Below are 12936 nucleotides of genomic sequence, written 5' to 3' on the forward strand. Positions count from 1 at the left end.
CCGATGGCCATCAGAGCAGTCCTTTTCGACATGGACGGCACGCTGCTCGACACCGCGCCGGACTTCATCGCCATTTGCCAGGCGATGCGTGCGGATCGCGGTTTGCCGCCTATGAACGACAAACACATCCGCGACGAAATTTCCGGCGGCGCCAAGGCCATGGTCGCGGTGACGTTCTCGATGGATCCGGAGTCGCCGAGCTTCGAGGAGTTGCGCCTGGAGTTCCTCGAGCGCTATCTGGTGGGCTGCGCCGTGCACAGCAAGCTGTTCGACGGCATGGGCGAATTGCTGGCCGACATCGAGAAAGCCAATCTGGTCTGGGGCGTGGTCACCAACAAGCCGCTGCGCTTCGCCGAGCCGATCATGCAGCAGCTGGGGCTGGCCGAGCGCTCGGCCCTGCTGATCTGCCCGGATCACGTGAAGAACAGCAAGCCGGATCCCGAGATGCTGACCCTGGCCTGCAAGATGCTTGATCTGGATCCGTCGACCGTCCTGTTCATCGGCGATGATTTGCGCGATATCGAATCCGGCCGTGACGCCGGCACCAAAACCGCTGCCGTGACCTACGGCTATATTCACCCCGACGACAACCCTCGTCACTGGGGCGCGGACGTGGTGGTGGATCATCCGCTGGAATTGCGCAAGGTGCTGGATAACGCACTCTGCAGCTGCTGAGACCTGACGCGGAGCGTCATTGGCTGCATTCCTTTGCTGCGCAGGGGAACGATCTGACTCTTGATGAGGTTTTTTATGTTTGATTACACCGCTCGCCCCGAATTGCTCAAGGATCGGGTCATTCTGGTCACCGGTGCCGGTCGTGGCATCGGTGCGGCGGCCGCCAGGACATACGCCGCCCACGGCGCGACCGTGCTGCTGCTGGGCAAGACCGAAGCCAATCTGACCCAGGTCTATGACGAGATCGAAGCAGCCGGCCATCCACAGCCCGCCGTGATCCCGTTCAACCTCGAAACCGCCCTGCCCCATCAATACGATGAGCTGGCGGCGATGATCGAGACCGAGTTCGGCCACCTCGACGGCCTGCTGCACAACGCCTCGATCATTGGCCCGCGCACGCCGATCGAGCAGTTGTCCGGTGAAAACTTCATGCGTGTCATGCAGGTCAACGTCAACGCGATGTTCATGCTGACCAGCACCCTGCTGCCGCTGCTCAAGCTTTCACAGGATGCTTCGGTGGTGTTCACCTCCAGCAGCGTCGGGCGCAAGGGCCGTGCTTACTGGGGCGCCTATGGCGTGTCGAAGTTCGCCACTGAAGGGCTGATGCAGACTCTGGCCGATGAAATCGACGGCGTGGCGCCGGTACGCTCAAACAGCATCAATCCGGGCGGCACCCGCACGAGCATGCGCGCACAGGCGTACCCCGGTGAGAACCCGCTGAACAACCCGACACCGGAAGAGATCATGCCGGTCTATTTGTACCTGATGGGCCCGGATAGCACGGGTATCAATGGCCAGGCCTTCAACGCCCAGTAATGCCATACGTCGCAATTGTTGCCGTGGCGGAATCCCGTCGCGGCATGCAATTGCCGCTTTGAGTAGCGCCAACTCAGTCAAATAACCACCACCCCGCTTTACTGAAAAATCTCAAGCTATTGATTCCTAACAGTTTTCAAAAAATATGAACCGTGTGGCACGACTTTCGCTCTACATGTCCTCAAAGCACGCCGTGTGAAAGCAGTCGGGCAAGGCCTGATTCGATGGCTGACTAATCGTCATCGGGCAGACTAGACTTACGCCAAATGTCCTACGGGACTGATGGACCAGTATGACGCGCAGCCCATAGCCGCTCTCACCCAGCCTGTAAGACAGACTTACTGCTTAGGGGCTCACGCCATATGAAATCACCCTCCCAGACCACTGCAATTGACTTCGACAGTGCCAAATTGCAACGCCTGGGCTTTGGTCAGCAGCCTCCCCTGCTGGCGCGACCTGTCAGCCTGGCGCAATTGCGCCAGCACATGAGCCTGCAACTGCAAACCAGCCTTGAGCCTCAACGCATCCTCGGTCTGTTTTTCCGCGAAGTTCAGCGCCTGGTGCCGCTGGACGCCCTGACCTACGTGCACGACGGCAGCGACTTGCGCCTGGAGTTCGGTGCTCGCGGGCACCATTCGGCGAGCTATAGCCTCAGCCACGAAGGCGAGCATATGGGTGAGTTGGTGTTCCGCCGCAACCAGCGCTTCAACGAACAGGAACTGGGTTATCTCGAGTCACTGCTGTCGGCCCTGCTGTACCCGATGCGCAATGCATTGCTTTACCGCGCCGCCACTCAGAGCGCCCTGCGTGATCCGTTGACCGGAGCCGGTAACCGCATTGCGATGGAGCAGACGTTGCTGCGAGAAATCGAAATGTCGCGCCGGCACCTGCAACCACTGTCGGTGCTGATGCTGGATATCGACCACTTCAAACAGGTCAACGACCTTCATGGTCACAGCGCCGGCGATGACGTCCTCAAAGCCGTGGCCGCGTCAATCAAGGGCCAGTTGCGCAATGTCGACATGGTGTTCCGTTATGGCGGGGAAGAATTTCTGATCCTGCTGTCCAACACCGGTCGCGATGCGGCCGCCATGGTCGGCGAGCGCCTGCGTCAGGCGGCGCAGACCCAGGATTACTACGCCAATAATCAATTGATCGAACTGACCGTGAGCCTCGGCTGCTCGACCCTGTTGCCGGGCGAATCCGCCGACAGCCTGTTGCGTCGCGCCGACAGCGCGCTCTATGTCGCCAAGCGCGAAGGCCGCAATCGCCTGACCATGGCAGGCTAGATTTTCTCCGCCAACAAAAAACGGGAGCCAAGGCTCCCGTTTTTTTATGGGTGTCGCCCAAATCAGCTCTCGACCAGCGCCCGACGCTCACGCCCGACCAACACCCGCTCCGACAGCTCAAGCTGCATGCAGCGCTCAAGGAACAGGTACATGTAGTCGTAACTCTTGCAGATGGCCTGTCGCAGTTCCGCCTGCAAGGCTTTGCTCGGGTTTAGCCCGGCGAGAGTGCAGATGATCTCCAGCGCTTCCCACGGGTGGGCGTCATCGTACTGAGCGTGCATCTTCAGCCACTTCATGGCCCGTTTGCGATCTTCTTCAGGGAAAGCGGCGGCATAGACCCCCGTCGAACACACCAGCGCCGACCACTCCCCAGTCGCGCCTTCGATGGCGTAGTTGGTGGCCGCGATGGCCACGATCAGCGAATCCGCCGAACTGGTGTGCCAGCACCAGTGGCTCAGGGCATGCAATTCCGGTGGCACTTGCTGTGCCTGCAGATCTTCCAGGCTCACCCCATGGGCCCGGCTCCAGTGCAGCCAGTAATCGGCATGATTGAGTTCGACGCGAATGTTGCGCATCAGCCAGCGCCGCGCCATGTCCTCGCCCGGGTGGCGGGCGAATTTGGTTTTGGTCAGGTTCTGCGCCATGTACAACGCGAATTGCTCAACGACGGGCCAGCCCCCGATCAGGTACTGGCGCATGGTTCTGGCGCTGAGCTTGTTATCACGCATGCGCAGATAAAGTTCATGTTCGACAACCCGGCGTTTGCTCTCGCTGCAATCCTGGATCAACTGTTGCGCCCAGGCGGGATAACTTGCAGCTTCCATGAGTGGTCCGGTTCGGTTGAATGTGTCGATCACTGTTCGGCTCCTTTTGATTTGTGATTGTAAGGATCGGCAAGAGACTTCAACGGAATGTGCCAGGCGCCTTGAACAACAACGGCTGCGGTCTGGCGGGCCGACTTTGCAAACTGTCACAGGTAAACAACTGCGGGCGTTCAATAACATAACCCTGAGCGTAATCCACGCCGATTTCAAGCAATGCCTGCTCGATCTGCGCTGTCTCGACAAACTCGGCAATTGTCTGCTTACCCATGACATGCCCGATGTGATTGATCACTTCGACCATAGCGCGGTTAATCGGGTCGTCCAGCATATCCTTTACGAAACTCCCGTCGATCTTCAGGAAGTCTACAGGCAAATGTTTCAGATAAGCGAATGAAGACATTCCGGCGCAAAAATCATCCAGGGAAAAGTAACAACCCAAGCCTTTGAGTTCATTGATAAATCTGATTGCACTACCCAGATTTGCAATGGCACTGGTTTCTGTAATTTCAAAACAAATCATTTCAGGCGGTATGCCGTAGTTATCAAACTGTTCCCGCAGAAAGTGCAAGAACGCGTCATCTCCGATAGTAATGCCTGAAAGATTAATCGCACACATTGCCAGAGGACCCTGACACTTATCGTTAATACATTGGGCAATAACCTTAAATACATTCTGCACAACCCAGCGATCCAGCGATGTCATCAATCCGTAACGTTCCGCCGCCGGTATGAAACTGTCCGGCAGGATCATCCGGCCTGCCTCATCGTGCAGTCGCAGCAGAATCTCGATGTGTCCGCCCGTACCACCGGCAATCGAACTCAGCGGAGCAATCTCCTGGGCGTAAAGACAGAAGCGGTTTTCTTCCAAGGCCATGTGCAGTCGCTGTACCCAGGCCATCTCGCCAAACCGCAGGGACAGCTCCGAGTCGTCGGCATGGTAGACCTGCACCCGGTTGCGGCCCTTTTCCTTGGCCATGTAGCAGGCCATGTCGGCAGCCCGCAGCGAGGCCTCGAGGGTGGTCGGCGTCTGCGCCACATGCACCAGGCCAATGCTCACCGTGGTCAGGAACGGTCGCCCCTTCCAGACGAAATGCAGGTTCTGTACGGTCTGGCGCAAACTCTCTGCGATCTTCTCGGCGGCCTCCGGGGGACAGTTCTCCAGCAGGATGCCGAACTCGTCCCCCCCCAGCCGCGCCAGGGTGTCGCCCTCGCGCAAGCCGGATTGCAGCAACGCGCAGATATGCCGCAGCAATTCATCGCCGGCCGCGTGCCCGCAGGTGTCATTGACCAGTTTGAACTGGTCGAGGTCGAGGAACATCAGCGCATGGCGTCCAGCTTGCCGGGTCAGGTTATGCAGGGCCTGTTCGAGGCGGTATTCGAACTCGCGGCGGTTGGCCAGGCCGGTCAGTGCATCGTGGGTCGCCTGCCACGACAGATTGGCGATGTATTGCCGCTCCTGGGTCATGTCATGCAGCACCAGCACGGTGCCGCTGACCTTGTCGGAATTGCGGATCGGTGCCCCGACCAGGGTCACCGACACCGTACTGCCATCGAGCCGCTGGATCAGCTTGGAATGTTCACTGCCTCCGCTGAGCTGGCCGCTGAGAATATGCTCGATCAGGGTCAGTCCTTCGGTCTGGGCGTTGTCGTCCAGCAGATTGAACAGTGCCGCGAGTGGCAACCCGGCCGCCTGCTCGGCTTTCCAGTGGGTCAGGGCTTCGGCGGCCGGGTTCATGTATTCGATGGCCCCGCTCACGTCAGTGGTGATCACCCCGTCGCCAATCGATTGCAACGTGATATGAGCCCGATCCTTTTCCAGCTGCAAGGCCTCGGCGAAGGCATGTCGCTGCTTGAGCAGTTTGCGGGTACGCAGCAATGCCAGCACGATCAGGCCCAGCGCCGTGGCGAGGTTGGTGAACAGCAACAGACGCAGGATCACCCGCGACCCTTCACCCAAGGCATCACTGAAAGCCTTGGCGGCGGGCGTCACGCCGTCGTTGATCGCAAAGATCCGGTCCTTCCAGCGCCGGATATCCGCCTCGGTGGCAGCATTGGCAATGATGGACCGATGCATCTCCCGGGCGACATCATCGAGTTCCACCAGATAGGCGTCACCCAGCGTCCAGCGGTCGATGGCGATTTCCAGATAACTGAAGTGACGAAAATTCAGGTACAGCCAGATCAGGCTGGAAACATCGTCCGGGTGGTTGCCGCCCTTGAGGATGCCCTCGCGCGCCGATTGCAGATCGGGCGGTTGTCTGTCCAGTGCCAGACGCAACTGATGACCGCCCTGAGGCACGGCGATTGCGTTCTGATATTTGAGGTAAATCGCCTCGTCACGACTATCGGCATACAAATTGAGGTAATAGATGGCGTCTTTCTGGCCCTTGGACCAGAGACTCTCGCCCGCCACATAACCACGAACGGCCGACAGGACATAGAGGCTCACGCCCCCCAGCAAGGCTTGAAACAATACGACGGCGATAAATGGCCAGACGATGCCCAGCAACCGAGGCGTTCCGAGAGTCCGCTTTTGCTTCATGGGATTCCTTGCGTGGTCACTGCCTGATTGTCCGTCTCTATCAGACCAACCTCCAAAGACTAGGAGGCGAACCCGTTTCCGGCAAGCGGCGGATCAGCCTCAGTGCAGTACAGGCTTGCTCTGTATATATATGTATAGCCAGCACGGTTTCAGGACTCGATTTAATGGCCACTTCAGGTTTCACGCTTTGAGCGTGGAAACTTACACAAGGAGTGCGATATGACATCGACATTTTTAGCTGCACCCGAAACTGAAGAACTGCGCGCCTGGCAAGCCCTGGGACTGGGAGAAAGCCCGGACATCGAAGCGTTGACTTCCCTACCGACCGCCCGGGATCGAAGACGGTTCAACTCACTTCTGCGCGCCAAGCCCGAACTTGCCCAATCCATGACCATCGACATGTACAAGGCAACGCGTGTCAACGATCGTATTTACGGCACCGTAAAGGACTTCTTGGGTGCCAGCTCAATGCTGATCCGTCGCCTGGCTGGCGACGTATTGCATGAGCCCACCATCGAGGAAGTACGCGCGACACCCTCAGTGTTTCTTCAACGAATACTCAATTCTGTCAACTCACAGGATCTGACAGTCCGCTTGCTGAAAAAGCTCAAGTGGTATGGCGCGCAGCCTGGCGAACAGACACCGGACAGCGTCCGACATCAACTGATGTGCAAAGCCATCTGTCTATACCTGAATGCTGCGCCTTCATCCGAAGCACCGGAAGAACTGGCCGGTTTCAGTTGGCGGGCTCCTGCCCTCTGGGGCAAAAGCTACCAGGCCCTGCGCCATGATTTTGAACAGCACTTGCTGGACACTCGCCGGGTGGGCAGTACCAAAGAGGCGATAATACTGGCGCAAATCTTCCAGACCCGACTCTCGAAAGATTTCTCTGTGCCCGACATCCCTCCCGAGTTGCGTTACAAGAGCTCGGCCGTATGGGTCAATTTCATGCATGGTGTGCTACTGGCCGAAGCGCTTGACTTGAACCGGTCGCAATTGCTGTCTTTTCAACAGCTCGTCGACCTGCCTCTGGTACGGAGTGCCAGCGCCACTCCCGAGCAACTTGAGCAAATAACAAAACTGAGGATGGGTCCCGCGCTGGAGTGGGCGGTTTGCATGGGCATTGTCCAATCGCGAACGGAGTCCGACTACGACGAAGAGGACATCAAACGGGCAATGGCAGCGTTGGACAGCCAGAACGAGAGCCTGAACAAAGCGGTGATGAATCTGAACATCCCGCTTCCCGAACGGCTGAAAATGACCCGAGAGTTCAAAAACATCGTACTTGGCAGTCATTTTTTCGAGCAGGACGGACGCAAGCTGCTGCCAGAGGACACACGTTATATAGGATCCCGATCCACACCGACATTGAAGCTGCCGGGACACGATTTCCTCGACCTCTATGCGGATGGTCAGATCAAAGAAGGAAAAAGATGGGTCGTCACCCAGTCCGATGGCAAGACACGAAGCGTTATAACGCTCAGGATTGACGATCGGCGAGTGCTCTATTCCGAACGCATGAATTCAGAAGGCGATTATCAACGGACCTCACACCACGCTCCCGAATGGGCGGGCGGGACACTACCCGACATCAACGCCAAATTCGAAACGGCCTTCAAGGACTACCTGACGATCATCAGGCAGGCTTTCGAAACCCTGATTGCCAGCATGCTGGCCTCTCTGACACTTCCTGAACGCCGGATTCTGGCCCAGGGTGACATTGACGTGCTGAGGTTACGCCAGCGCATCAAGCAAGGCGAAGAGTGGGCAGACCTCAAGGCTCGCAAGGGTTACGTTCTGAAGGTGACCCACGGCGATGACATCGTCTATTACGAACTCATCCCGAGCGCCGGCATCATTCGCCCCAGAACCACTCTGAGATTTTCGACGATCAACGGCGTTCGCGAAGAATACCCGCTACATGCCTCGATCCCCGGACAAACCTATTCACCCGAACGCGACATCAGTACCTCGTTGCTTCTCGACAGTACCGCCCATGTCCACGGCAGGGCACCCGCTGACAAGCAGTCCTGCATAGGAATCCTCGATACAGTGGGTCGGGTGAAAGCTGCGGTACTCCCCGACTCAACGCCCGCCAGTGAAGCGACAGACCTTGCAAGCAGACTGAAAGAAGTGGCTCACCTCATCGCAACCAATCATTTGTACGTCGATGAAAAAGAACTGCGCCTCCAGGCCCGGGGTATGACCGCGTTCGACAAAATCAGGGCCAAAATAGAGAAACGACTGGAGGTGCTTGAAAATATCGTCAAAGGATTCGTGCCTTTCTGGGGCAGCATCGACGATCTCATGTCGGGTGATATCACGAAAAAAATCATGGGCGGCGTAGGGCTCCTGGTGGATCTGGCATCCTTTCTCTTCCCTATGGGTAAATTTCTGTCCGGCTCGGTACGACTGGCCAGAGCCGCGAGCGGCGCTTCGAATATAGTCGTCAAGGCCAGCCTGCCTTCTTTCTCGGCACTGACCGGCAAGCTCCTGACCTCCTCAATAAAAAACCTGAACCCACTGGATGGCATACCGACGCTACTCAAAGGACTGTTGAGCGGCGCAGGAAGAGGATTGCTCGCCGGTGGTCGGGCAACGCTTGGAGGTATCAAAAAGTTGACGGGAAAGGCCGACGGCTATCAACTAGCCGACCAGTTGCCACAGGCTATCGACCCCGGGCGCTGGAAGCCGCTGACAAGTACTGACGAGCTGGCAACGGTCAACGGCATCGATGACGTACTCGTTCGCCCTGCAAGTCCTTCGGATCCGAAACGACTGCATCTGGTCGACCCGGTGACCTCGCTGCCCTATGGCCCGCGCCTGCGCAATGACAGCAGAAACCTCATCCAGGGCAGATCCAGTTACCAGTTGCTGCCGCCAACCGAATCCCATGCCCTGACGCAAGTGCCGGAGAACGCCCGTATCCATGAAATGCTAGAAGTCGATGGACGAACCACGCTGCTGATTGATGACATCCCTTATCGCCTGGACGGCGGTCATCTGCGACGCGCTGACCTGATCGATGATCAATCGATGTTCAAAACCATACCTTGCCGAGTGCGGCGCATGCCGGGTTCAGATGCATGCAAAACGAGCTATGTCACCCGCGATCCGGCGTCCACGCCAGCCAGCGGGACTTACGACACCGATAAAGACTGGGCACCCTGGTTCGGGGACTGCATTTATACCCCGGCCGTTCCGGATCGAGCGATGCTGCTCAAGACCCTGAAAAAGAAAAGCAGACTCCCGGCGACGATAGCGTTTCAAAAAGGGATTTACGGAAGAATCAGAGTGGATATTCCCGTCGGCACCCGGAATCGGTTCGACACCTTCGAGGCCGGCGCAATCATCGTCCCCGCCATCGACGACTCAAGGCACTATGTGTTCACCCGACTGGGCGCCGGAGCCTTCTACATTGCGGAATTACCCAAGGGACAAGGCATCTCCAGCTCTTTGACGCTGCGCAAGGCCACCAGCCTGCCTGCCGATCTGAAGGCTGAACTGATGAAGGTCTACACCGGATCGCTCCATGCCAACAACATGGCGAGAATCTACGGTATTCCAACCGTAGAACGCGCCCTCGCAACCATGGAGAATATTGCCATTCGCATTGGCGGCCATAAGAACCCGCCCGACACGCTCAAACTGCTTAAAGTCGACACCTCTCCCGGAGAGGCGGTGTTGTTCGATCATTCCACGCGCATGATCGTCAGCCGGCTTCCGGATGGTGCTGCATCCTGGTCACGCAGCCGAGACGCTTCGGATACGTTTCGCCAACGAGCCGCCGACATCTTCGATACGCTGTTTACCGAGAAAACCATCAATGTCCAACAAAGCGCCGACCTGAAAATCAATCGGACAATGGACAAGCTTCAAGCGATGCTCCCGCCTCATTTCCAGGGCCAGAACCCACGTAACATCGCCTACGCCGACATCGTGACATCGACCGGCAAGCGGGAGGTGTATGTCAGCGTTTCCGGCGCGCAAGGACTGACTGGTGAACTGCCGCTGTTCAAGCCTCCATTCGCTCCGGATAAAGTGATTGTCGGCGACACCACCTACTTCAACATCGATTTCGGCCAGACCTTCAACAGAACCTCGCTGGAAGTCTCAAGCGAAGGGCGATTGGTGGCGATCCCCCCTACAATAAAAGACATCGACACCTACACACCTGCACTGACCCGCCGGCCGACCTCTCTGGACAGCGAGGCCAAACTGATCAACGTGCTTCGCCAGAAATATCCCGAAAACCACATGATCGCTTCGGTCGATGTGGCCACGACCATGCCCCCATGCACCAGTTGCTCGGTGATCGTCAAAGAGTTTGGCTACGACGGCACGGCCAACGCACTGGAAGTGCTATGGAATTGACCTACAGTCGCTGCAAATGCCCATACAGCTTGGCGTACAAACCACCATCGGCAATCAGTTGCTGATGGTCGCCATCCTCGGCCACTTGCCCGCCGTCGAACACCAGCACCCGGTCCGCCTGCTTCACCGCTGACAGGCGGTGGGCGATGATCAGTGTGGTGCGGCCATGGAGGAAGCGCGCCATGGCCTGGTGCAGGTTGTATTCGGTGGCGGCGTCGAGGGCTGACGTCGCCTCGTCGAGGATCACCACTTTCGGCTCGGCGAGGATCATCCGCGCGATGGCCAGCCGTTGCCGCTGACCACCGGACAGGCGCACGCCGGAGCGGCCGACGATGCTGTCCAGGCCGTCCGACAAGGCGCGGATGGTGGGTTCAAGCTGAGCGATTTCCAGTGCCTGCCAGCAGGCTTCGTCGCTGCGTGTGCGGCCCATGGTCAAATTGGCGCGTACGGTGTCGTTGAACAGCGCCGGATGCTGCAGCACCACCGCGACGTTCTCCCGAACCGTTTCCAGGCCGATTTCCTGTTGGGTCGATCCACCAAAACGAATGGTGCCGGCCAGCGGTGTGTACAGACCCAGGAGCAATTGCACGAGGGTGCTTTTGCCACCGCCGCTGGCGCCGACAATCGCTACTTTCTCGCCCGGCGCGATAGACAGGTTCAACTGATCCAGCACCAGTTCGTCACCGTAACCGAAGCTCAAACCCTGCACCTGAATCCCTACGGTATCGCGGCCCTTGAACGGGTCGACGCCGCCGGGGTATTGCGGCTCGTCGGCGCGGGCCAGCAGTTCGTTGATCCGCGACAGCGCACCGCCTGCCGCGTAGTAGGCGTATTGCAGGTTCAGCAGTTGTTCGACCGGGCCGATCATGAACCACAGGTAGCTGAACACCGCGAGCATCTGACCGATCGACAAGTCGGAGAACAACACCGTCAACATGGCCGCTGCGCGGAAGATGTCGATACCGAACTGGAACAGCAGGCCACTGGCGCGGTTCGAAGCGTCAGTCTTCCACTGCGAATTGACCGCGTAGTTGCGCACTTCCTGCGCGCGCAATCCAAGGCGCCCAAGGAAGAAGCCCTGCCGGTTGCCAGCGCGCACTTCCTGGATTGCATCGAGGGTTTCGCTCAGCGCCTGAGTGAAGCGCGAGGTGCTGTCGTTCTCCAGTTTCTTCAGATGCTTGACCCGTTTGCCCAACTGCACCGTGGCGTAGATCACCAGCGGGTTGAACAGCAGGATCAGCAGCGCCAGTTTCCAGTGCATCCACATCAGAATGCTGGCGGTACCGACCAGGGTCAGCATCGCCACCAGAAAACGGCTGAGGGTTTCGCCGACAAACTTGTCGAGGGTGTCGAGGTCGGTGACCAGGTGCGTGGTGACCGTGCCGCTGCCCAGGCTTTCGTATTCGCCGAGGGAAATCCGTTTGAGTCGTTCAATCAAACGCACGCGAATGCGATAAACGATGTCCTTGGCCAGCCGCGCAAACAATCGCGCCTGCAACACGCCAAAACACAGGGCGCTGCAGCGCAGGGTCAGCGTCACCACCAGCATCAGGCCGATGTAGCCCGCCGCTTGCTGCCACATTGAGGGCAGCACGTGGTTCATGACTTTCAGCGCAGCATCGCCATGGCCGAGCAGGACTTCGTCCACCAGCAACGGCAGCAGCAACGGAATCGGCACGCTGCACAGCGTCGCCAGTACGGCCACGCCGTTGGCAATCCACAGGGATTTTTTGTGATGAAGTGCCAATCGCCGGACTTCAGCCCAGCTCAGCCGGTCGACACGCTTGACGGCTGGCGTGTCATCGGCCGGGTCAGACACAGGCCGCGCGCTCCAGCCATCGACCGAGCAACGGTGACAGTTCACTGAGCGGCTGGTAGCCGTTGGTCAGCAACGCCAGTTGGCCGTTGCGCTCGGCGAGCAGGGTCGGGAATCCGGCGATGCCCAGATCCTGAACCCAACTGAAATCGGCCTGGGTCGCCTTGTGCTGATCGGCATGATCAAACAGGGCAGCAAATTCAATGCGCGGGACACCGGCCTTCTCGGCCAGCTCCACCAGAACGCTGGCCTGAGTGACATCGCGACCTTCGGCGTAAAACGCGTGCTGGATCAACCCGACCAGTTTCCACGCGCAATCCGGCGCCAGGCTGCGCGCGGTGACGATGGCCCGGCAGGCAGGCTCGGTATCGTAGACAAAACCGTCCGGCAATGCGCCTTCAAATTTGAACGGCTGGCCGGTGGCCTCGGTGACCGCCTGCCAGTGTTCGAGAATGTAGCGCCGGGTGGTCGGTTCCAGCGCCGCTCCACTGCCGGTGCGCAACCCGCCGACCATCAGGTGCAGTTCCACCCCGGCTGCCTGCGCCTGCTCCACCAATGCCTTGGCGACCGGGGCAAATCCCCAGCACCACGAACACATCG

At 58.5% G+C, this 12936-nt stretch carries 8 protein-coding genes; 4 read left to right on the plus strand and 4 right to left on the minus strand.

Annotation, left to right across the window (positions count from 1 at the left end):
- Positions 1-3: 3 nt before the first annotated feature.
- The 3 genes from mupP to L6D74_RS17750 all read left to right on the plus strand — a co-directional run bounded on the left by mupP (position 4) and on the right by L6D74_RS17750 (position 2780).
- A complete protein-coding gene (gene mupP, locus L6D74_RS17740; RefSeq protein WP_236189931.1) occupies positions 4-675 on the plus strand; it encodes an N-acetylmuramic acid 6-phosphate phosphatase MupP in 672 nt (223 codons plus the stop codon).
- A gap of 75 nt (positions 676-750) precedes the next feature.
- Entirely contained in the window at positions 751-1491 is a 741-nt protein-coding gene (locus L6D74_RS17745) for a YciK family oxidoreductase (protein WP_039770568.1), read from the plus strand.
- A gap of 362 nt (positions 1492-1853) precedes the next feature.
- Positions 1854-2780, plus strand: coding sequence for a GGDEF domain-containing protein (locus L6D74_RS17750; RefSeq protein ID WP_074688038.1), 927 nt, complete (start codon positions 1854-1856; stop codon positions 2778-2780).
- A 62-nt stretch (positions 2781-2842) separates the two neighbouring features.
- On the opposite strand, the gene L6D74_RS17755 is transcribed toward L6D74_RS17750, so the two are convergent.
- Positions 2843-3637, minus strand: a complete 795-nt coding sequence (locus L6D74_RS17755) for an iron-containing redox enzyme family protein (RefSeq protein ID WP_064598456.1) — start codon at positions 3635-3637, stop codon at positions 2843-2845.
- Positions 3638-3683: 46 nt separating this feature from the next.
- On the minus strand, positions 3684-6146 hold the full coding sequence (locus tag L6D74_RS17760) for an EAL domain-containing protein (RefSeq protein ID WP_236189932.1): 2463 nt from the start codon (positions 6144-6146) through the stop codon (positions 3684-3686).
- 219 nt (positions 6147-6365) lie between these two features.
- On the opposite strand from L6D74_RS17760, the gene L6D74_RS17765 reads away from it, so the two are divergent.
- Positions 6366-10520: a hypothetical protein gene (locus L6D74_RS17765; protein ID WP_236189933.1), complete on the plus strand. Its 4155-nt coding sequence runs from the start codon at positions 6366-6368 to the stop codon at positions 10518-10520.
- A gap of 1 nt (position 10521) precedes the next feature.
- On the opposite strand, the gene L6D74_RS17770 is transcribed toward L6D74_RS17765, so the two are convergent.
- Both L6D74_RS17770 and L6D74_RS17775 read right to left on the minus strand, forming a co-directional pair.
- The gene (locus tag L6D74_RS17770) at positions 10522-12339 is read right to left on the minus strand and encodes an ABC transporter ATP-binding protein (protein ID WP_236189934.1); all 1818 of its coding nucleotides are present in this window, start codon (positions 12337-12339) and stop codon (positions 10522-10524) included.
- The gene (locus L6D74_RS17775) at positions 12332-12934 is read right to left on the minus strand and encodes a DsbA family protein (RefSeq protein ID WP_236190007.1); all 603 of its coding nucleotides are present in this window, start codon (positions 12932-12934) and stop codon (positions 12332-12334) included. The genes L6D74_RS17770 and L6D74_RS17775 overlap by 8 nt, the downstream gene beginning before the upstream one ends.
- Between the last annotated feature and the right edge of the window lie 2 nt (positions 12935-12936).

It is taken from the genome of Pseudomonas pharyngis (genome assembly GCF_021602345.1).
GTDB classification, from domain to species: Bacteria; Pseudomonadota; Gammaproteobacteria; order Pseudomonadales; family Pseudomonadaceae; genus Aquipseudomonas; species Aquipseudomonas pharyngis.